The sequence below is a fragment of the Flavobacterium sp. AED genome, assembly GCF_000812945.1.
In the GTDB taxonomy this organism is placed as follows: domain Bacteria; phylum Bacteroidota; class Bacteroidia; order Flavobacteriales; family Flavobacteriaceae; genus Flavobacterium.
Genome location: NZ_JSYM01000003.1, coordinates 264,113 through 286,156, shown reverse-complemented (window position 1 = coordinate 286,156; position 22,044 = coordinate 264,113). Strand labels below are relative to the sequence as shown.

General features: G+C 30.1%; 18 protein-coding genes. 17 read left to right on the top strand and 1 reads right to left on the bottom strand.

Annotated features, from left to right (window positions below):
- Positions 1–660 precede the first annotated feature (660 nt).
- A complete protein-coding gene (locus OA85_RS12795; RefSeq protein ID WP_039110166.1) occupies positions 661–3,297 on the bottom strand; it encodes a glycoside hydrolase family 2 TIM barrel-domain containing protein in 2,637 nt (878 codons plus the stop codon).
- Between the two features lie 509 nt (positions 3,298–3,806).
- Between OA85_RS12795 and OA85_RS12790 the strand changes: the two genes are divergently transcribed.
- The 17 genes from OA85_RS12790 (at position 3,807) to OA85_RS12710 (ending at position 21,983) form a co-directional block, all read left to right on the top strand.
- A complete protein-coding gene (locus OA85_RS12790) occupies positions 3,807–4,676 on the top strand; it encodes an ABC transporter permease (protein ID WP_039110165.1) in 870 nt (289 codons plus the stop codon).
- A 176-nt stretch (positions 4,677–4,852) separates the two neighbouring features.
- A complete protein-coding gene (locus OA85_RS12785; RefSeq protein ID WP_039110164.1) occupies positions 4,853–5,755 on the top strand; it encodes a class I SAM-dependent methyltransferase in 903 nt (300 codons plus the stop codon).
- Between the two features lie 33 nt (positions 5,756–5,788).
- Positions 5,789–7,072 (top strand): ABC transporter ATP-binding protein, encoded by a 1,284-nt coding sequence (locus OA85_RS12780; RefSeq protein ID WP_039110163.1) that lies wholly within the window; start codon positions 5,789–5,791, stop codon positions 7,070–7,072.
- Positions 7,073–7,235: 163 nt separating this feature from the next.
- Entirely contained in the window at positions 7,236–8,015 is a 780-nt protein-coding gene (locus OA85_RS17075) for a bifunctional 2-polyprenyl-6-hydroxyphenol methylase/3-demethylubiquinol 3-O-methyltransferase UbiG (protein WP_052257251.1), read from the top strand.
- Between the two features lie 18 nt (positions 8,016–8,033).
- Positions 8,034–8,981 (top strand): glycosyltransferase family A protein, encoded by a 948-nt coding sequence (locus tag OA85_RS17070; RefSeq protein WP_052257250.1) that lies wholly within the window; start codon positions 8,034–8,036, stop codon positions 8,979–8,981.
- 92 nt (positions 8,982–9,073) lie between these two features.
- Entirely contained in the window at positions 9,074–9,667 is a 594-nt protein-coding gene (locus OA85_RS12765) for a DapH/DapD/GlmU-related protein (RefSeq protein WP_052257249.1), read from the top strand.
- Positions 9,668–9,757: 90 nt separating this feature from the next.
- Positions 9,758–10,906, top strand: coding sequence for a glycosyltransferase family 4 protein (locus OA85_RS12760; RefSeq protein WP_082014168.1), 1,149 nt, complete (start codon positions 9,758–9,760; stop codon positions 10,904–10,906).
- A 117-nt stretch (positions 10,907–11,023) separates the two neighbouring features.
- Entirely contained in the window at positions 11,024–11,917 is an 894-nt protein-coding gene (locus tag OA85_RS12755) for an NAD(P)-dependent oxidoreductase (RefSeq protein WP_039110161.1), read from the top strand.
- On the top strand, positions 11,896–13,044 hold the full coding sequence (locus OA85_RS12750; protein WP_039110160.1) for a glycosyltransferase: 1,149 nt from the start codon (positions 11,896–11,898) through the stop codon (positions 13,042–13,044). Before OA85_RS12755 ends, OA85_RS12750 begins: the two co-directional genes overlap by 22 nt.
- Positions 13,045–13,058: 14 nt before the next feature.
- Complete coding sequence (locus tag OA85_RS12745) at positions 13,059–13,841, top strand: glycosyltransferase family 2 protein (protein WP_039110159.1); 783 nt, start codon at positions 13,059–13,061, stop codon at positions 13,839–13,841.
- A 1-nt stretch (position 13,842) separates the two neighbouring features.
- Entirely contained in the window at positions 13,843–14,682 is an 840-nt protein-coding gene (locus OA85_RS12740; protein ID WP_039110158.1) for a glycosyltransferase family A protein, read from the top strand.
- Positions 14,683–14,684: 2 nt separating this feature from the next.
- Positions 14,685–15,578, top strand: a complete 894-nt coding sequence (locus OA85_RS12735) for a glycosyltransferase family 2 protein (RefSeq protein WP_039110157.1) — start codon at positions 14,685–14,687, stop codon at positions 15,576–15,578.
- Positions 15,579–15,994: 416 nt separating this feature from the next.
- On the top strand, positions 15,995–17,140 hold the full coding sequence (locus OA85_RS12730; protein ID WP_039110156.1) for a glycosyltransferase: 1,146 nt from the start codon (positions 15,995–15,997) through the stop codon (positions 17,138–17,140).
- A gap of 64 nt (positions 17,141–17,204) precedes the next feature.
- The gene (locus OA85_RS17065; RefSeq protein WP_052257248.1) at positions 17,205–18,143 is read left to right on the top strand and encodes a glycosyltransferase family A protein; all 939 of its coding nucleotides are present in this window, start codon (positions 17,205–17,207) and stop codon (positions 18,141–18,143) included.
- Complete coding sequence (locus OA85_RS12720; protein ID WP_039110155.1) at positions 18,144–19,154, top strand: glycosyltransferase family A protein; 1,011 nt, start codon at positions 18,144–18,146, stop codon at positions 19,152–19,154.
- Between the two features lie 192 nt (positions 19,155–19,346).
- Positions 19,347–20,453, top strand: a complete 1,107-nt coding sequence (gene wecB / locus OA85_RS12715) for a non-hydrolyzing UDP-N-acetylglucosamine 2-epimerase (RefSeq protein WP_039110153.1) — start codon at positions 19,347–19,349, stop codon at positions 20,451–20,453.
- Positions 20,454–20,672: 219 nt separating this feature from the next.
- Positions 20,673–21,983, top strand: a complete 1,311-nt coding sequence (locus OA85_RS12710) for a hypothetical protein (protein ID WP_039110152.1) — start codon at positions 20,673–20,675, stop codon at positions 21,981–21,983.
- Positions 21,984–22,044 lie beyond the last annotated feature (61 nt).

Sequence of the window (22,044 nt, the reverse complement as noted above, 5' to 3'; positions counted from 1 at the left end):
GTCTTATTATAAGTATTTTAAATCTAAATTTTAGTGTATTAAAGTTACTCATTTTTAACTTATGTTGACTTGTATTTATTTCTTTTATAACATTGTTTTTTAATTTTCGTTTTGCCCCAGCCCTAAAGGGAGTCGAAAATTGAGAAGTTGTTTTTTAATTTTCGTTTTACCCCAGCCCTAAAGGGAGTCGAAAATTTAGAACTTTCCGTTTAATTTTCGTTTTACCCCGGCCCTAAAGGGAGTCGAAAATTTAGAACTTTCCGTTTAATTTTCGTTTTACTCCGGCCCTAAAGGGAGCCGAAAATTGAGAAGTTGTTTTTTAATTTTCGTTTTACTCCGGCCCTAAAGGGAGCCGAAAATTGGGGATTTGTTTTTTAATTTTCGTTTTGCCCCAGCCCTAAAGGGAGTCGAAAATTGGGAATTTGTTTTTTAATTTTCGTTTTACCCCAGCCCTAAAGGGAGTCGAAAATTTAGAACTTTCCGTTTAATTTTCGTTTTACCCCGGTCTTGAAGGGAGTCGAAAATTGGGACTTTCTGTTTAAATTTCGTTTTACCCCGACCTTAAGGGGAGCCGAACGATACTTTGCTTTTAAGAAGAGAAGGCCGGTACAAATAAGTACCGGCCTTCTGATAAATTATCAAGTAAATGAATATATAAGACTACTTTATTTTTAAGGTTTGTATTGGAGTGTTCCAGCCACTAATCTCAATTTCGGCTTCTATATTGTTAAGGTTTTCATATTCTAATTCAATGCTTTTCTCTTCACCAGGAACCAGAGAAATGTAGTTGTCACTATAGAAAGTGGGCAATACACGTTCGCTGGTTTTAGCGTCTAACAATGAGATTCTGTTGAAAAAAGAAATAGTATTTTTTTCATTGTTTTTTACTGTAAGCGCTATGGTGTTATAACTTATTTTTTTTGCAGAAGTTTGTAACGGTGCGCTTGCGATGGTTTGTAAACCGCTATAATTCCCTTTTTCATCTGCTAGCCAGTAGAAGTTATCACTTATAATTTCTTGTTTTAAGTTAAGCAACTGAACGGATAAAAACAGGCCTTCTTTTGCGGTTAGAGCTGCTATTTTGTCTTTAAGAGACAGTATCAATCGTGTACTTGATGGTTCTGTGTATGTGAAAACTTGTGTGAGTAACTGGCTGTTTCCTTTCATGTCATAAGATGTAATTCGCAGCATTACGTCATGCTGAGGTACAAAAGTGTTGTTCACAATCATAATGTCTCCTTTAACAGGATTGTACATGGCGTGTAGTGGTTCGCTTCCTTTGCGAGTACCATATAAACAAGCGTTTGGATCCAGGTAGTAATCATACATTTGACCACGAAGCGCTGTCCAAGGGTTTTGCGTTTTCCAAATGATGGTTCCTGTATACCAGTCCCACATATGCGCACTGAATCCTTCCATTAATCCACGGTATTGGTCGTAGTTTACCAACTGTGCTTTAGTGGCAAAGTCATCCATATCCGTTGGTGTTCCGTATGGTTTTAAGGTGTTCCCGTAAGCTATGTATTTATGATAAGTCCAAGCTTCGTCTTCTACTTTTTCGGTACCTTTCATTTCTTGCGGAATCACCTGATTTTTCTTTGGAAGAAAGCGTTTCAAAGAAACAGCATCGCCTGTGCCTACTGAGCCTATTTCGGAATTAAACGGCCAGGTGCGTTCTTCCCAAAAGGTGGCAATATCCTGTATTCCATAAGGTCCATCACCATTACCTCCTTTAAAGTTAAATGACATTTCATCGGAATTAGAATAGTCTATAAACCAACGCGTACCATCTAATTTTGGTAAAATTTCATTTTTAAGGGAATGTAGAATGTCAGCAGAAGGAGTAATCTCATTGCCACCACACCAAATGGCCAGAGAAGGGTAGTTGCGTATCATTTTGACCATATCTTCTGCAGATTCCGTAAACAATTGATGGTCCTCTGGATAGTTTCTTCGGGTCCATTGGTCTTCTTTTTTCATTGGATCTACCCATCGACCATTGCAATCTCCAGAAACCCAGAAATCTTGAATGACCAGTAAACCGTATTTATCACAGGCTTCGTAGAACTCAGGGCGTTCCGTTAAGGAACCTCCCCAGATTCTAAGCAAGTTCAGATTCATATCTCTGTGGAAACGAATTTCGGTATCGTATCGTTCTTTGGATAAACGCAACATCGCGTCAGACATAATCCAGTTTCCACCTTTTATAAATATTTTTTGTCCGTTTACTGCAATTTGTCTGCTTTGCGTATGTGTATTCCAAGTGGTTTGGATTTCCCGTACACCAAAATGTACCGGTTCACTATCCAATGTTTTTCCGTCAGCAATAAATTTAATATCAATAGCATAGGAATCTTGTTTTCCATACCTATTTGGCCACCATAATTTAGGGTTTTTCATGATAAAATCCGGGAAGCTCACTTCTGTGGTTGTAAGGGCTTTAAGAATTGCTTTTTGGGTAACAAGGGTTCCGTCTAACGTATATTGAATTGTTCCGCTTACATCGGTAGCCGCGCTGTTTTCTAATTCGGCCGACACTTTTAGCGTTGCTGGTTGTTGCGGCCCTTCAGGCAAACGAACACCATCTACCAAAGTAATAATATGTGGGTTTTTTACATTTATAGCACCCGTTTTTTCAATAAAAACTTTGTCCCAGATTCCTGTATTTCTGTCTCGTATGGGCTGTATCCAATCCCAACCTGCCACATATTGTGATGATACGTTTTTAGCAATGGTTCCGTCCCCACCTTGTCCGCCATTAGGATTTCCTACTTCATCTACAGGATGTACTAACACCGCCAGTCTGTTTTTACTGTTGGCATTAAGAAATTTGGTAATGTTAAATGTTTTTCGCAGATACATCCCTTTGTATGTTTCTTTGTTTACTTTGGCACCATTGATAAAGATATCTACACTGTAATTGATACCTCGAAATGTTAGCCAAACCTGTTCGTCTTTTTTGGCAGTTTCGGTAAAATCTTTTGAGAACCAGTAGGTATAATATTCACGTCCGGTTTCGTAAATGTCCTTTATTTTTTCGTTGTTCATTCCGTAAAAAGGATCGGGTACTTCCTTGTTATTTAGCAAGGTTGTTAATACAGTTCCCGGCACCGTTGCGGGCATCCATTTTTTTAAAGAATAGGATGTTTTGGAAATTTCAAATCCGTCTGCTGTTGTTTTTTTAATGGGGTTGCAATACCAGCCAGTATTGAGTTCGTATTTAGTTTGTGCTGTTGTAAATTGATTGAAAAACAATACGGTAGCAATCAAAATAAATGATAGATTTATTTTTTTCATAAAATATGTTGGTTTTATTTCGGTTGGATAAATTTAGAAAAGAGTGTTTGTAACTAAGAAATAATTCGACCAATAGCATGATTGAGACAATTAAGGGGTGTTTTTTTAGTTTTTGGATGTATAACAAATCTTAAGATGGGATAATGAAAACAAACCTACCAGTTATAAAATTATAGAGAGAGGATGAATTGTCATTGTTATTTATGCAAGGAATAGTATATTCGCTGGAAAACAACTCTTATTATCATATGGGCTTTGTCTCCATACTGTTAGTTAGAGCCGCGAAGCGTATCCAGAAGTTTCATTTTTTATATTAGTTCTGATTCTACACATTGATTAAGTAGCAGGTATTACTAGAAAATAAATACGATACGATGCCCTTTTTAAGGAAATACCAGTACAAATTATTTATATTTGCTTCGAAATGATATTGTTTAGTTAATAGAAGTGAAAGTCTTTCGACTGCGCTTGAGATGACAAAATTAACATTAGGATTTTAGCATAAACCAATGAACCAACCCGAACATACCAATACCACGTGGCTGTTTGAAATAACACCTAAAAATAAATTCTTCTCACTGAACCTTAAGGAAGTTTGGCAATACCGTGATTTGCTTATGCTTTTTGTAAAAAGAGATGTAGTGACGGTTTATAAACAAACTGTTTTAGGACCACTGTGGTATCTGATACAACCTTTGTTTACTTCTGTAACTTTTACTATTATTTTTAATAATGTTGCAGGGATTGATACGGGAACGGTGCCTCCGTTTTTGTTTAATTTAGCTGGGATTACGGTATGGAATTATTTTACGGCTTGTTTAAATGGAACTTCTGATACTTTCAGGAGTAATGCAGGAATTTTTGGTAAAGTCTATTTTCCAAGAATTATTGTTCCGTTATCCATTGCGATTTCTAATTTATTAAAACTTGGAATTCAATTTTTCATATTTATAGCCTTTTATCTTTATTATTACTTTCAAGGTGCCGGGATTAGTTTAAACGAAGCTTCTGTATTTTTTCCTGTGCTTGTAGTTATGATGGGTGTTTTAGGATTGGGTTTAGGAATGTTCATCTCTTCTTTGGTAACCAAATACAGGGATTTTAGTAATCTAATCGGTTTTGGTGTACAATTATTGATGTATTTGTCAGCAGTCATGTATCCTATGGCATTAATCAAAGAAAAACTGCCTACTTATGGTTGGCTTGTTCAATACAATCCATTGGCGTATGTGATTGAAACAACCCGTTATATGTTGCTGAATGTAGGGCACATTTCCATTTGGGGATTGGGTTACACGTTTGTGATAACTTTAGTGGTTTTTTTAGTGGGTGTGTTGATTTTTAATAAAACGGAAAAGAGTTTTATTGATACGGTTTAGTATTCAGAAGGAGTATTGAGATTACAAATTGTCAATCACCTTATTACACGAATGAATTATTTCAACTTTGAAAAAAGACATTATATTAAAATCCGAAAATATCTAAAAGCAATACCGCTTGGAACGGATAATCACGGATTTATTTAAATTAACAACTAATAAAATAATATATTATAATGCCATTAAAAAAATATATAAAGAGTGTAATTAATAAATTGCCATATATCAAGGTATTATATGAAATAAGTTTAGATAGTCGTTATCCTGGGGGGCATTACTATTCTCCCATAATCTCAATAGAAGAGATAAAAAAAAGAGAATTTGAAATATGGAAAAATGCTGATGAAGATGGAATTCGAGGAGTTGAATTGAGAACTGGAGAGCAAATAAAATTGATTCAGCAATTTACAAAATTCTATGAAGAAATCCCTTTTAAATCTGAAAAACAATCTAATGTCAGGTATTATTTTGAAAACGAATATTATTCTTATACAGATGGAATTATTCTTTATTCAATGATAAAATACTTTGAACCAAAAAGAATAATTGAAATTGGGTCAGGGTTTTCTTCAGCAGTTATGCTTGATACAAATCAGTTGTTTTTTAATAATCAAATTGATTTGACATTTATAGATCCTTATCCGGAAAGATTATATTCACTAATGACAGAATCCGATAAGAAACAGACCACAGTAATCGAAACGGATGTTCAATTAATTCCGTTAGATGTTTTTCGAAAACTAAAAGGCAGAGATGTTTTATTTGTTGATAGTACACATGTTACTAAAACGGGAAGTGATGTAAATTATATTTTATTTGAAATTTTACCAATACTTGAAAGTGGAGTTTTAATTCATTTTCATGATGTTTTTTACCCTTTTGAATATCCAAAAGAGTGGGTTTTTAAAGGATTTAATTGGAATGAGGACTATATCTTAAAAGCATTTTTAATGTATAACGATAAATTTGAAATTAAACTATTTTCAGAGTATTTACATAAACATCATAAAGATTCATTTAGAGATTTACCCTTAAGTTATAAAAATACGGGAGGGAATTTATGGATTCAAAAAAAATAATTTTTTTTTAAAAGAATAGGATTCAAGTCAACAATGAAAAAAGATATTATCTTAAAAGCCGAGAATATTTCTAAGCAATACCGCTTGGGGCAGGTAGGTACTGGTACTATGGCACACGATTTAAACCGTTGGTGGCATCAGGTACGAGGCAAAGAAAACCCATATTTGAAAATAGGGGATACCAATGACCGCACTACAAAAGGCAACAGTGATTATGTTTGGGCGTTGCAAGACATTAATTTTGAAGTGGAACGTGGTGAAGTTTTAGGAATTATTGGTAAAAATGGTGCTGGAAAATCGACTTTGTTAAAAATATTATCACGCGTTACAGCACCTACAACGGGAAGTATTAAGTTTGGAGGGCGTGTAGCCTCATTGCTTGAAGTGGGTACTGGATTTAACGGAGAAATGACAGGTAGAGAAAATATTTATCTGAATGGTGCCATTTTAGGGATGAATAAGAAAGAAATTACCTCAAAACTAGATGAAATCATAGATTTTTCAGGCTGTCAGCGCTATATCGACACCCCTGTAAAGCGATATAGTACCGGGATGTATGTGCGACTCGCTTTTGCCGTTGCTGCATTTCTAGAGCCTGAAATTTTGATTATCGATGAGGTTTTGGCTGTGGGTGATGCGGAGTTCCAGAAGAAAGCCATTGGTAAGATGCAGGATATTTCGAAAGAAGGTGGTAGAACGGTTTTATTTGTGAGTCATAATATGGCGGCTGTGAAACAGTTGTGTACAAGGGGGATTGTTTTAGAAAATGGTAGCGTTGTATTTGATGGTAAAATTGATAGTGCAATTGAGGTATATTTAAATGATTCGAATAATAATGCATCTAGAAAATGGGATATATCTCAAGCACCAAGTTGTGATTTTGTTAAATTGATAGAAGCTAGAGTTTTAAATAGTGACAAAAAAATCACAATAAACCATTCTGTAATTGATGATATTGTTATTGAATTTACTTATGAAATTACTAAAGAAAATCAATTTTTCACACATGGGTTTAACTTGTTTAATAATCATAATATACATATTTTGAGTTCCCATGATAAAGATTCTTTAACTTTAAAAAAACCTTTATCTATAGGAGTTCATTCAAAAAGTATTACCATTCCAGGTAATTTTTTAGCTGAAAGTGGTTATTCGTGTAGTTTTGCAATTATGCGTTACAATCCATTTCATATTGAATTTCACGAAATGAATATTGTAGGTTTTAATGTTATTGATGAAATGGGAGAAAAGTCTGTTAGAGGGAGTTATTCAGGCGGATTCCCGGGAATAGTTCGGCCATTATTAAATTGGGAATAAATAATTGGATTGATAAATTAAGCTATATAATTTATAAAAACCATTTTTTAAAGAAGGTAGGTTTTTATAAACTGTCCAAAATAGAGGGGTGATTAGAAATTGTTTGATATGTTTGAAAAAAAAATATTCAATCAAAGGGTATTAAAAAATAAATTATTTTATTATGATTGAAACAAATGTTTTAGAAGAATTATTTTGTCAGAGACAAGAAACAAAAGCACTTTCAGAAATTTTATGTTATAAGGGTTGTGAGCGTTGGTTATATGGATATATGTTAGAACAGGTTGAGGAAGAACATTTAAGAAGATATAAATTTGCAGTAGAAATTGTAAAAGATAAAGTGGTTTTAGATGTAGCTTCAGGATGTGGGTATGGTTCGTATCTTTTGGCAGTTGAAGGAAAAGCTAAAAAAGTATTTGGTCTTGATATAAGTGAGGATGCTGTAAGATATTCTAATTATAGATATAGTCATGAAAATATTTCTAGAGTTGTTGGAGATGCTACTGAATATAAATTTATTGAAAAATATGATGTTATTACAAGTTTTGAAACTGTAGAACACATTGCTGATTACGAAAAATATTTAGGTAATATTGAACAAGTTTTATTAAAAAAGGGCCTTTTAATTATATCAACGCCTATTGTTAATATAACTACAACAAAACCATATAATCCTCATCATGTAATTGAATGGAATTATATTGATTTTCATAAACTCATGAGTAAATATTTTAATGTAAAGGAAGTGTATTTCCAAAATATTGTCCTTTTTAGTGACTTTAAAAAACAATCTTTTTTTGATAAAATTTTAAAAAAATTAAAAATTAAAAAATTTAAATATAGAAATAAAATACCTTTTGAGAAGTATGAGAAACAATATGATTTAGCTGATATTAAATCTGGTTTTCAAATGCTTGTCTGCGAAAAAAAAATAATACTTTAAATGATATAAACTTAAAACATGTATCCATTAGTAACTGTAATGATTGCTACCTATAATCAATCAAAGTATATTTTACAGGCTGTAGAAAGTGCCTTGAATCAGGATTATAGTAATATAGAAATTATAGTATCTGATGACAGCTTAAATGATGATACTAAAATTGTTCTTGAGAAATATGTAAATTTTAAAAATTTTGCATACTATAAAAATGATAAAAATATTGGTAGAATAAAAAACTACAGAAAGCTTCTTTATGATTTATCTAATGGTAAATATGTTATAATGCTGGATGGAGATGACTTCTTTATTGATAATAGACATATTAGTAAAGCAGTTTCTTTTTTTAATAAGGATGAAAAAATAGTAGTAGTAGGGGCTGGAATTAATTTTTTTTACGAAAAGGATAATTTTAATAAAGAGCTAAAAATTACAGAAGCTAACCATATATTTGAGGGGAAAGATATTTTTAAAGTCCCTCAGTTTTTAGCAAATCATCAAACTTCAATTTATAATAGAAAGCTAGCATGTGAATTGGATTTTTATAGACATCCATCAATGGGGTCTGATTCTGAATCCCTTTTTAGATTGTATTTGCGTGGAAGAGTTGTTTATTTGCCTTCTATTTCATCTACATGGAGAATTCATGAAGAGAACACAACTTTTATTAGAGATATAAAACTTCAAATAAAAGAATTAGATTTTATAGATAGTATTGCTTTTGATGCTATGGCATTTTTAAATCCAATTATTATAAATAAATGGAAAAAGTTCATGTATCAAGCAATGGCTAATCATATTTATAGTATAGTTTTAAAGTCAAAAGATATTAAATTATTGATTTTTATCCAAATAAAGTTGTTTGAATACATTAGCGTAAAAAAGAACGCTAAGCAAATTTTAAGAATCTTAAAAGAAAAATTAAATGATTCATCAATTACCGAATGTATTCATGGAAAAAGAAGTTAGTGGGGTTTATTTCTAGAATAAAAGGTGTATTTAGAAAAGTTGAATAATTACATTATTCTTGTTTATAATTTAAAATTTAATATTGCTTACTAATGAAGAACTTAATTAAAAAAATATTAAAACTTATATATCAATATTTTTTTGTTGAAGAGAAAACAAAAGAGCATACAATAATTGGTTTGACAATTGGTGAAAACACAGATAATAAAGCTATAATTACTGTGAAGTATCCTGAAAAATCTAAAATTGATATAGGGAATGATTGCTTAATTTATGGTAATATTTCGACGGAAACAGCAACAGCAAAAATCAGTATCGGTAATAATGTATTTATTGGGAATTCAACAATATTTGCTACTGTAGAAATTATTGTGGAGGATGACGTATTAATTTCATCAGACTGTTTGATACAGGATTCGGATAATCATAATTTAAGTAGAAAAATTAGAAAAAAAGACTGTGCTGATTGGAAGGAGAGAGGAATACAACAGTGGGAATATGTGCAATGTAAGCCAATAAAAATATGTAAGGGTTCTTGGATAGGAGCAAAATGTATAATATTAAAAGGGGTAACAATTGGCGAAGGAGCAATAGTTGGTGCTGGTAGTGTTGTAACAAAAAATGTAGACCCCTATACTATTGTAGCAGGTAATCCCGCTAAATTTATAAAAAATGCATTACCTTAATAATTAAGGCTTATATTAATAGGACTTAAAAAGAAAGATAAGTTACATTATATCCCTAATTAAATAAGTTTTATAATTTAAAAATAATAAATGCAATCTAAACCAGAACTACTCGTTTTTAGTATCTATTTAATGGGTGGAGGAGCAAGTTTTCATAGAAATATGATCAGCAATCGTCCAGACGATTTTTTTGATATAAAATGTATTTATCTTAATCCATTACATTGGAATGCTAAAAGAAGTGACGATGTAGTATTGGATATAAATAATATTGTTTTTGATTTTTCTGAGGAGCCAATTAATGATGTTTCATCAAGACTTGAAAAGTTAATATCAGAAAGAGCGGGAGTTGTTATTACTAATTTTGATACAGAATTAGCAACTCTAAATACTTATAATAGAAAAAAAAAGGCAGTTTTTTTTATTTGTCAGGATGATGCTTATATTTATTTGGCTAAAAAGTACAATCATATAATAGATGTTATAATTACTCATAATATTGCTGTGTATGAAGAAATTTGTAATCTATTGCCAAACCGAAAAAAGGATATACATTTTATTCAACATGGTGTTACAGTCCAGAATTTTGACAGGAATCATAATTTAGAAAATAAATTACGATTAGTTTTTTTGGCTCGTCATGTAAAACTTAAAGGTATTTATGATTTACCCAAAATCGATGATGAACTCAGAAAACGTAATATAGATGTTGAATGGTTTATTTTAGGTGATGGAGAGGAAAAACAAAATTTTATAAATGAAGTTAAAACAAGAGATAACTTTAACTTCTTAGTTCCAAGAACCACAGAAGATCTTATAGCAGTTTTAAAAACTATTGATGTTTATGTTTTACCGTCTTCGCTTGACGGATTACCTGTTTCATTGCTTGAATCAATGAGTGTTGGTTGTGTTCCTGTTGTTTATAATTTTAGTGAAGGAATAAAAAAAGTAATAACTTCAGATATTGGTTTTGTAGTAGAGAAAGGAGATGTAATGGCGATGGCTGATAAAATCGAATTTTTGGCTAAAAACAGAATTGAATTAAAAAACAGAAGTATTTCTTGCTCAGCAAAAATTAGTCAAGAATTTGATGTAAAAAAACAATCTGGACATTATTTTAGTTTGTATAAGAATTATAGAAAGCTAAAGAAAAATCGATTTATAAATTTAAAGTACCTAGTAAAAAAGTATTTTAATTATAGGTTAGTGCGTATGACATATGATTTTATCAAAAAATAAAATCATTATGTTGAATGATTTGAAATGTTTTAGCCAGTTATATGGTTTAAGTGAACTAATAGAAAATTTAAGTTTTCGTTTGATTGAAAATTCGATTAATAAATTAAATAGTTTTAAATGAAAATACTTATTATTGGTTCCAAAGGATTTATAGGTAGTCATTGTGTTGATTTTTTTCAGTCCAAAGGCTATGAAGTTTGGCAAGCTGATGTGAATGAGTCTGCGGATAAAAAATTTTATAAAATAGAACGCCAAAATTCTGATTTTTCATTAGTCTTTAAAGAACATCAATTTGATGTTTGTATCAATGCTTCGGGTTCTGCCCACGTGGGTTTTTCGTTTGAGAATCCTTCTAAAGATTTTGAATTGAATGTGGCCAATGTTCAAAAAATATTGGTTGCCATTAGAAATTATAACAGCAATTGTAAGTTTATTAATTTTTCAAGTGCTGCAGTATATGGCAATCCAAAGACTTTGCCTATTACTGAAAATAGCATCTGTAAACCTTTGTCTCCTTATGGTTTTCATAAACTTCAAAGTGAGCTATTATTAACAGAGTATCACAAATTTTTTGGCTTAAATACCTGTAGTTTACGAGTTTTTTCGGCTTATGGACCGCGATTAAAAAAACAGTTGTTTTGGGACTTGTATCAAAAATCACTCAAAAGTGATGTGATTTCACTTTTTGGGACAGGAAATGAAACCCGGGATTTTATTTATATTAATGACTTAGTGCAAATCATAGATTTAGTAATTCAGAACTCTACTTTTCAAGGTTCCATTTATAATGTTGCCAGCAATACTGAAACTACAATTACTGAGGCAGCACAAGTTTTTATTCATGCATTTTCGCCCGAAAAAGAAGTAGTTTTTAATGGAGAAGTAAAAGTAGGTGATCCAAATAACTGGCTTGCTGATATGGAAATCCTCAAAAAATATGGTTTTGAACCTCGTTTTAATTTAAATTTGGGACTTAAAAAATATGCTGAATGGCTAAGGGAAAACGAGTAGGAATTATTTACAACTATAATGAAAACTGGATAGGCGGAGCTTATTACATTCAGAATTTGATTTGTTCTCTTAATTTTCTTCCTGAAAACGAACAAATTCAATTGTATATTCTTACTGGTAATAAAGGTTTTTTTCAAGAACTAAAACAAATTACAGGTTATGCTCACTTAAAGTTTTTGGAGTATCCATCACGTTATACTATACTTGAAAGGATGATAAATAAATTTTCATTAAAAATCGTTAAAAAGAAAATTATTGAAAAGAAGATTCAACTAGACTGGGTTTTTCCTCTTTATCATATCCCAGAAAATTTAAAGCACATCAATAATTTAGTTTTTTGGATACCTGATTTACAAGAAAAATTTTTGCCGGATTTTTTTTCTCCAGAAGAAGTGAAACAACGTTTTGAATGTTATGAAAAAATGGTAGTTTTAAATCATCCTATTGTTTTTAGCAGTCAAGCAGCTCTAAATGATTTTAATATCTTTTACCCTCATTCTGAAAATAGTAAAAAAGTAATACAATTTGCAGTTGTTCATCCTAAATTTGAGCGGGAAGATATAAATGAGGTGAAGCTAAAATATAGTGTTGAGGGGAGTTATTTTTTTTCACCCAATCAGTTTTGGCAACACAAAAATCAAATTGCGATTATTGAAGCAGTAAAAATCCTAAAAGAGAAAGGAATAGCTGTAAAAGTTGTTTTTACAGGAAAAGAATATGATTATAGGAATCCAGACTATACTACAAATTTGAAGCAAAAAGTAGTGGATTATCAGTTAGAAAAACAAATTGTTTTTCTTGGTTTTATTGATAGGGTAGATCAGTTGATATTGATGAAAAATGCAGAGGCTATAATTCAACCCTCTTTGTTTGAAGGCTGGAGTACGGTGGTAGAAGACGCAAAAGCATTGAATCAAACATTAATTGTTTCCGATATAGCTGTTCATCAAGAGCAACTAGAAGATAAAACCTATTATTTTGAACCTCATGATTATAATGCTTTGGCAGAGAAAATACTTGAGGTTATGAATAAACCTATTGTTAAGCTCAAATATGATTTAGATTATTCAAAGAATATTAAAAACTTTGCATTAAATCTTAGTCAAATCATCAATACTATTAATTAAGGTATATCTTGAGAATGAATAAAAAAATTTCTATCATAACCATAAACTACAACAACCTCGTAGGGCTGAAAAGAACTGTGGAGAGTGTGTTGAACCAAACTTGGAAAGAGTTTGAATACATTGTTATTGATGGTGGTTCTACAGATGGGAGCATGACTTATATTGAGAGTCAAAATGAACATATAAATTATTGGGTAAGTGAAACTGATAATGGTATTTATAATGCTATGAACAAAGGTATTCTTAAAGCTACTGGTGAGTATTTATTGTTTTTGAATAGCGGAGATTATTTTTACAGCGATACTTCACTCCAAGAAAACCAAAATCGAATAGCAAATCATGATTTAATTTATTTTAATCTTAATGTCATTGATGACAACAATAGATTCCTAAAAAAATATCCGAATCAATTATCATTCTTCTATTTTAGAAATGACACTTTACCTCATCCCGCGACTTTTATTAGAGCCTCTTTATTTAGTAAGATAGGAATGTATGATGAAAGTTTTAAAATTGTTTCCGACTGGAAATTTTTTATGGAAAGTATATGTAAATTTAATTGTTCATATATTAGAATAGATGAAACTTTGGCTACTTTTCATTTGGATGGATTAAGTTCAGATCCTCAAAATAAAATTTTAATTTTTGAAGAAAAGCAGAAAGTTTTAAAATCTGACTTTCAGGCTTTTATTTCCGATAGTGATGAATTAGTTGAATTAAAAACTTTAATCTCAAATCTCCGAAAATCAAGAAAACTAAAAATATTGGTGAAACTTGGAATATTAAATAAGTTTTAAAATGAATAATATAGTCTCCATAATTGTTCCCTGTTACAATCAAGCCCAATATTTGGATGAAGCATTGCAATCTGTATTAAACCAAACCTATCAAAATTGGGAATGTATTATAGTGAATGATGGCAGTCCAGACGATACGGAAGAAGTTGCTAAAAAATGGTTGGAAAAAGACGCGAGATTTCAATATTTTTATAAAGAAAATGGAGGTGTCAGCAGTGCCAGAAATTTGGGGATAAGTCATGCAATTGGGGAGTTTATCTTGCCTTTAGATGCCGATGATAGGATTGGAAGTAATTATATTAATTTAGGAATAAAGGAATTTAAACGTGATAGCGCTCTAAAACTAGTATATAGTAAAGCCGAATATTTTGGTGACAAGACTGGATCTTGGAACTTACAACCCTTTTCAATTTCAGATTTAGCACGGTTAAATATGATTTTTTGTTCTGCAATATATAGAAAAAAGGATTGGGAGTTAGTAGGGGGGTATGATATCAATATGATTCATGGTATAGAGGACTGGGAGTTTTGGATCGCAATTTTAAAAGACGGAGGGAATGTTTTTTGTTTAGAAACTGTAGAATTTTATTATAGAATTAAAAAGATGTCTAGACAAAAGCAATTAGAAGGGAAAAAGACAAAAATTATGAATGAATATATGAGTATTAAGCATGTAGACTTCTTTGTTAAACAATTGGGATCTTTTATGGAACTTAATGAAGTTATAGATTTTAATAAAAAATGTTCTGAAAATTTAAAAAGCGAGAAATTTGTAATAGATGCTTTTTGTGCCACTTTTTTTGGTTTTTCTGTATTTGGATTGTACAAAGTAAAAAAATAGTAATGTTAGCCATAGTAATCCCTTATTACAAACTCTTTTTTTTTGAAGAAACTTTGCAGTCGTTAGCTAATCAGACGGATAAACGGTTTAAAGTTTATATTGGTGATGATGCAAGTCCGGAAAATCCTGTCGATTTAATAGAAAAGTATAAAGGACAATTTGATTTTGTATATCATCGGTTTGAAAGTAATTTTGGAGAAACATCCTTAGTAAAGCAATGGGAGCGTTGTATTGATAAGATGGAAAACGAAAAATGGATAATGATATTGGGTGATGACGATTATTTAGAAACGAATGTTGTAGCTTCTTGGTATAAAAATTATAGTGAGTTTTATCATAAATCGAATGTTATTAGGTTTGCTTCAAAATCTGTAAATATGAAATCAAATGGAATTATAAGTGATTCTTTTACTCATCCTTTGTGGGAAAAAGCAACGGATTCCTACTATAGAAGATTTAAGGGATTGACAAGAAGTACATTATCAGAATATGTGTTTTCTAAAGAATCTTTTTTGAAATATGGGTTTCATGATTTCCCATTGGCTTGGCATAGTGACGATGCAGCTTGGTTAGATTTTTCGAATAACAAGCCAATTTATACCATTAATGAGTGTAATGTATTTGTTAGATTTTCTGAAAGAAGTATTTCTGGAAATAATGAGAATCAAAATTTAAAAGATCATGCATCTGTTAAATTCATCAAGAAAAGTATTTTAAATAAATTTTATTTGTTTAAAAAGCAACAACAAATAGAATTGGTATTGTATTATGAAATTGCAATAAAAAAGAATAGAAAATTGAAATATAGTGAATGGTTTGAATTATTTTATATTTATGCAATCAATTTTGAATTTCTACGGTTTACTAAATGTCTAAGAAGATTTATGTTGCGTTAATTCATTTAATTAAAATATTTTATAACTTTTTTTTTTGTGTTATTATCTTTAATATTGAAACCTAGATTATGAATTTAAAAATAAAATTTTGATACAAAATCAGTTTGCCAGCTTGAGTTTATCGATGCGTAATCTTGATAACTATATTATTAGAAATAAATTTTAAAAGCGATTTCTATTATAACTACTTGAGATTTATTGATGTAAATATTAAACTAATGGGAAGATACAATACAGCTAAGGCTTAAATTATGGGCTTATGGATAAATAAATATTTATGGAGTAATAAAAAAAATCATGAGATTTATAGTAAAGCCAATTATTAAGTATTTATATTTGAAACATAAAGCTCCACTAAATTTTAATAAATCAACGATGATAGTTGGTTTATCTGGCACTATTACTAAATCTACTTTATGAAAATTCTTTTTGTCTCTATGCATTCTATCCATGCCATTCGTTGGATAGAGAATCTTAAAGATAGCCACCACGAATTATATTGGTTTGATGTAACAAGTAATGATAAATTAAATACTATTAATAAAGTTTATCAATTTACTAATTGGAAAAAGAGAAAAATTCCATATTTAAAAGGAGAATATTTCTTAAGGAAAAATTATTCTTCTTTATATAATTTATTAAATCCTTTTTTTGAAGTGACTGCAAGTGAATATTTGGAAAAACTAATTCAAGATATTCAACCTGATCTTATTCATAGTTTTGAAATGCATACTTGCAGTTATCCAATTTTGAAAACTATGATTAAATTCAAGCATATTAAGTGGCTGTATTCTTGCTGGGGTAATGATTTGTATTATAACAGACAAATTCCGAATGATCTAAAAACAATCAAAAAGATTTTATCGAGAATAGATTTTTTGCATACTGATTGTCAAAGGGATTTTGAAATTGCAAAATCATTGGGCTTTATGGGGGATTTTTTCGGCGTAATTCCGACTGGTGGGGGGTATGATTTAGGCTATTATAAAAATTATGTACTCACTTTTGAACAAAGAAAAATAATCTTGATAAAAGGATATGAACATTTATTTGGTAGAGGATTGAACGTCGTAAAAGCATTACAAATTACGAATGACCTTTTTGTAAATTATGAAGTAGTTATTTTTGGAGCACACCAAGAAGTTATTGAATTTATTAATTTTAATAAATTGCCATTTAAGACTTTTGGAAGGAATGATTTATCTCAAATGGAATTGATTAAATTGATGGGTAAATCTATTTTATATATTGGGAATAGTATATCTGATGGAATGCCAAACACGCTATTAGAAGCTATAATTATGCAAGCATTTCCAATACAATCTAATCCAGGAAATGCAACTGCTGAAATAATTGAGAACAAAAAAAATGGATTACTCATTACTGATTCTAGCGATATAAATGAAATTAAAGAGAAAATTATTTTTGCTTTGACTAATTTAAATTTATTAAAGCAGGCTATGACTCTAAATAGTGAAATAGCCGAACAAAGACTTAACTATAATCATAATCAATTAAAAATAGAAGAAATCTATTCAAAAATAGATCACGTTTTAAATTAATTGAGAGATTAAATTTTAATATTTAAAATCGCAAACGTAACTATTTATATTAGTAACTTAAATTATGAACCCATTAATTTCCATAATCATTCCATCATACAATCGTGAAAATCTAATAAGCGAAACGCTTGATAATGTTTTGGAACAAACGTATACTAACTGGGAATGCATTATTGTAGATGATAGGTCGACTGACGGTACAAATGCTATTCTCAAAGAATATTCAAAAAGAGATAATCGATTTATAATAATTTCTAAACCTTTAGAATTGAAGCAAGGGGCTAGTATTTCAAAAAATTTAGGACTTCAAATAGCAAGAGGAGAATACATTCAATTTTTAGATTCGGATGATATTTTAGCGGAGAATAAATTAGAAAAGCAAATTGACACTTTAAGAAACGAGGATGAGAAAGTAATTTCTGTTTGTGTAACTAGTAATTTTAAAGAAAAAAGGGATACTATTATTTTAGATTTTGATAGAAAGGATTATCGAAATTTTAGTGATACGGAAGAGTATTTTCAGTTAATTGGAGAGATTGGGGGGTATTATGCACCTGAAAGTTTTTTGATAAGTAAAGATTTAATTAATTTTTCGGGACATTGGAATGAAAATTTGACTTTAAATGATGATGGAGAGTTTTTTTTTAGGATTATTCATAACTCCAATAAAATTATTTTCAATAATGAAACTTATGTTCGGCATAGACAAATGACCGGAAATAATTTAAGTGAGCTTAATTCATTTCAGAAAGCAAGTAGTCTCTTGAATAGTTGGAAAATTATTGAATCTTTATATAATACTAAATATGAGAAATTAAATTCTAAATATTTAGATAAAAAAAAATGGGCCGTTTATAATGAATTAAAAAGGAGTTATCCAATATTAATTAGGCAAAACAAATCCTTTTTTGATAATCAAAGAAAGAAAGATAATTTGTTGTATAAATGCAATAAATTAAAAAAGAGAGTGAATTTTAGATTGAAAAATTTTTTAAAATACTAAATGCGAGTAGGCTTCAATCCATATAAAGACCAACCACAAGAGGAACCTGAATATTTACATCAGATTATCATTCCTATTTATATTCCAAATCGAGAAGGCTATTTTAAGGATAGTTTTTCTATTTTTCAAATTTGTTTGTCTTCGTTATTTGCAACTATTCATGATAAAACATTCATTACAATTGTAAATAATGGCAGTGGTAGTTTTGTTAAAGATTATTTGAACGAATTATTTGATAAAAATAAGATTCATGAAGTAATTCATGTCGAAAATATTGGTAAACTCAATGCTATTTTAAAAGGTTTAGCAGGAAATAATATAGAGTTGGTTACGATTGCTGATGCTGATGTACTGTTTCTTCCCAATTGGCAAAAAGAAACAACGAAAGTATTCGCTCAATTGCCAAAAGCTGGAGTAGTTGGCATTGTTCCTCAATTTAAAACTTATGAAGTAAATTGTGGAACTATTATTTTTGATAATTTTTTTAATAAAAATTTAAAATTTATAGCAGTAAAAAATAAAGAAGCATTAATTCGTTTTTATGACAGTATAGGTTGGGATAGAAGTTACAATCAGGACTATTTAAAATATAATTTAGGATTGGAAATAAACGCAGATTTAAAAGTTTTGGTTGGTTCGGGACATTTTGTAGCGACCTATAAAAAAGATATGTTTCAGGAAATTATAACCTATATCGGCTATAAATTAGGAGGAGATAGTGAGGGATATTTAGATAAAGCACCACTTAAAAAAGGATATTGGCGTTTAACAACATATGATAATTATGCTTGTCATATGGGCAATACATTAGAAGATTGGATGAAAATACAGCAGCAACAAGAAGATGCTAATCAATATCCAATTTCTAATTTTAGTAAAAATAAAACGCTAAGTAGTATTAGCTATTTTGTGAAAAACAGAGTTTTTATAAAATTTATTTCTATAAAGTGGTTGATTAAGTTGTTTATACGATGGAAAAAGTTGCCAAGTGAAATGATTGAAAAATATTAAGAATTAATTTTTTTTCAGTTCTTATTACCACTAATAAAAAATAAAGTCATTTTTTGACTTTTTGCTTTATAAAATCAAATTATTGAATTATCTATATTTGAAAAACTTAAATAGAAGCTTTTTAATATATTAGATATCCTGTACGATTACCAATTGATAAAATCAAAAAAGCATTACTAAAGAATTAAAACAATGAAAATTTTAATTGTTTTCGGAACGCGCCCCGAAGCCATAAAAATGGCACCTCTTTACCACGAGCTTCGAAAAAAAAGTTTTATAGTAAAAGTATGTGTCACAGCGCAACATCGTGAAATGCTGGATCAAGTACTGGATTTTTTTGGAATCAAACCAGATTATGATCTTGATTTGATGCTACCTAATCAAACCCTAAATGGTTTAAGCGCTATGATTTTATCCAAAATTGATGATGTGCTTTGCGAAGTACAACCCGATTTAGTTTTGGTGCATGGTGATACCACGACTTCTTCCATGGTAGCTTTGGCAGCTTTTCATAGAGGAATAAAAGTTGGGCACATAGAGGCAGGATTGAGAACTTATAACAAGCACGCTCCATTTCCTGAGGAAATTAATCGACAAATTACCAGTAGAATTGCCGATATCCATTTTTCTCCTACTCCACAAGCCACTCAAAATTTATTGAAAGAGAGAGTTCGTAAAAATAGTATTATTGAAACAGGTAATACAGTTATAGATGCCTTGTTTTGGACCCTAAATAAAATAGAAAAAGGGAATTATAAAAATAATGAAATTGAGGAATTAAAAAATATGATTCCATCCCATAAAAAAATAATATTAGTGACGGGACATCGCAGAGAAAACTTTGGAGAAGGCTTCAAAAACCTTTGTGAAGCGCTTCTGACAATTTCTGAAAGAAAGGATGTTGTGATAGTGTTTTCCGTTCATCTAAATCCCAATGTGAAAGATGTTATATTTGAATTATTGTCTGACAAAAAAAATATTTATTTAATTGCTCCAGTTTCTTATCCAGCCTTTGTTTGGTTAATGCAACAATCTTTTTTGATTGTTTCTGATTCAGGTGGTATTCAAGAAGAAGCACCTTCGCTTGGAAAACCGATTGTTGTCACTCGAAGCGTTTCAGAAAGGCCGGAAGGACTGGCAGCGGGTTTTTCAACGTTGGTGGGAACTGATAAAAATAAAATTATAACTGCTATTCAAGATGTTTTGGATAATTTCATTGGTTTTGAAAACTTGGCTAACCCTTATGGAAATGGTGAAGCATCGCGACAAATTGCAGATTATTTATTACATCACGACTAAAATGAAAATTCTTGTAGTAGCGAACGCCATTAATGTTAAAATAGTAGCAGTTTCAAAGTTAATGTAGCATTAATTCAAAGTTTGGTTAAATCTTTTTTTGAGGTTTTGATCTATCTTATGTCTTAAAAAATATTTAGTTAAAAACGTAAGGTTTTTTTAGATGCTTTAAGAAATTGATACAAATTAGTAATTGCAAATTGAAATTAAATAATTTATATAATGGAAAATAACCAAGCTATTATTGTTTGTTCTCATAGTGTTTATCCACATATTAGATCTAGTGAAGGTATTGTTAATAAAAATTGGTTTGATATTTTAAGCGAGAAACATAATAATTTAGGGCTTTTATCATCAAAAAAAAGTATCAAGATTATAAAGAATAAACGTTTGATTAATATAGATAATAATGTCTTGAAAACACTTTATTATTGGTCAAAATTACCTAAAAATACTTTCTTAGGATTTTTATATCGAATAATAAATAGAACTACTTTAAAGCTTTTTGCTTTATCAAAAGAGAGCTCATTGTATCAAATGCTATGGGTTAAAATACAAACGAATTATGTTCTTAAAATAAGTAATAGTATAGAAAACACTGTCTTTTGGTCCAGAATTTTGCCAACTTTTTCTATTTTACCAATTATAAACGTTTGGAACCAAAAACGAATACCTTTTATTGTTAACATCAATGATCCATTTCAAAATAATTTAAAAAATGGTCATTCTTATGATGAGAAAATATTGATAGAAACTGTAGATAAAGCTCAGTGCTGGACATTTCCTTCAAAAAGGTTAGCTACTTTAATGGCTAATAAATACAATTTGGATGTGAATAGATGCTTTGTTATTCCACATGCTATGCGCGAGCAAGATAAAATATATGATAGTGAAAAACTTGTTAATGGGAAACTAAAATTTGTCTATACAGGAACATTTTATAAAAGTGCCTTTACAGATTCTTTTGGAATTGAATTGGTGAAATTTTCATTGACAGAGGAAATTAATAAAGTAGAATTTATTTTTATACTTTCTCAATATGATAATTTTTCATTACAATGGATTAAGAAAAATATACCAAACGCAATAATTCATACTAAATTAGATAGAGATAATGTCTTGAAAATAACTGTTAATGCTGATTGTATGCTTGTAATAGATTCTATTATGCATCAAGATCTTCTAAAAGGAAAGTTAATAGAGGCTATATCACAAGGACTGCCAATTTTAGCAGTGACTTATCCAAATTCTGTAATGGATAATGTTGTAAAAGAGTATGGAGGAATTTCCTCATATCAAAACATTGAAAATGATATTTCAGATAAATTTAGAAATGTTGTCACTAATTTAGAAAGCGGAATATGGCGTTCTGATTTTTGTGAAAAAAGAAGAGTGGTAATGGAAAAAATATCTGAAAAAAATATTGCTAAAGCTACAATTGAAATTACACAATATGCATTAGAGCGATTTTTATGGAAGGAAAGAGAAAGTAAAAGGGAGCCAATTGCTCCTGTTAATTATAACTGGCCCTAGAAACAGGACTAACAAAATTTGAATCAACAAGATAAGATTGCTTCCCAATAAAATAAGTATT

Bases quoted from the DNA above. Each gene is read 5' to 3' on its own strand.
- wecB (WP_039110153.1), top strand. From the start codon at position 19,347: ATGAAAATTTTAATTGTTTTCGGAACGCGCCCCGAAGCCATAAAAATG.
- OA85_RS12795 (WP_039110166.1), bottom strand. From the start codon at position 3,297: ATGAAAAAAATAAATCTATCATTTATTTTGATTGCTACCGTATTGTTT.
- OA85_RS12720 (WP_039110155.1), top strand. From the start codon at position 18,144: ATGCGAGTAGGCTTCAATCCATATAAAGACCAACCACAAGAGGAACCT.
- OA85_RS12780 (WP_039110163.1), top strand. From the start codon at position 5,789: ATGAAAAAAGATATTATCTTAAAAGCCGAGAATATTTCTAAGCAATAC.
- OA85_RS17065 (WP_052257248.1), top strand. From the start codon at position 17,205: ATGAACCCATTAATTTCCATAATCATTCCATCATACAATCGTGAAAAT.
- OA85_RS17075 (WP_052257251.1), top strand. From the start codon at position 7,236: ATGATTGAAACAAATGTTTTAGAAGAATTATTTTGTCAGAGACAAGAA.
- OA85_RS12755 (WP_039110161.1), top strand. From the start codon at position 11,024: ATGAAAATACTTATTATTGGTTCCAAAGGATTTATAGGTAGTCATTGT.
- OA85_RS17070 (WP_052257250.1), top strand. From the start codon at position 8,034: ATGTATCCATTAGTAACTGTAATGATTGCTACCTATAATCAATCAAAG.
- OA85_RS12785 (WP_039110164.1), top strand. From the start codon at position 4,853: ATGCCATTAAAAAAATATATAAAGAGTGTAATTAATAAATTGCCATAT.
- OA85_RS12740 (WP_039110158.1), top strand. From the start codon at position 13,843: ATGAATAATATAGTCTCCATAATTGTTCCCTGTTACAATCAAGCCCAA.
- OA85_RS12735 (WP_039110157.1), top strand. From the start codon at position 14,685: ATGTTAGCCATAGTAATCCCTTATTACAAACTCTTTTTTTTTGAAGAA.
- OA85_RS12760 (WP_082014168.1), top strand. From the start codon at position 9,758: ATGCAATCTAAACCAGAACTACTCGTTTTTAGTATCTATTTAATGGGT.
- OA85_RS12790 (WP_039110165.1), top strand. From the start codon at position 3,807: ATGAACCAACCCGAACATACCAATACCACGTGGCTGTTTGAAATAACA.
- OA85_RS12710 (WP_039110152.1), top strand. From the start codon at position 20,673: ATGGAAAATAACCAAGCTATTATTGTTTGTTCTCATAGTGTTTATCCA.
- OA85_RS12730 (WP_039110156.1), top strand. From the start codon at position 15,995: ATGAAAATTCTTTTTGTCTCTATGCATTCTATCCATGCCATTCGTTGG.
- OA85_RS12750 (WP_039110160.1), top strand. From the start codon at position 11,896: ATGGCTAAGGGAAAACGAGTAGGAATTATTTACAACTATAATGAAAAC.
- OA85_RS12765 (WP_052257249.1), top strand. From the start codon at position 9,074: ATGAAGAACTTAATTAAAAAAATATTAAAACTTATATATCAATATTTT.
- OA85_RS12745 (WP_039110159.1), top strand. From the start codon at position 13,059: ATGAATAAAAAAATTTCTATCATAACCATAAACTACAACAACCTCGTA.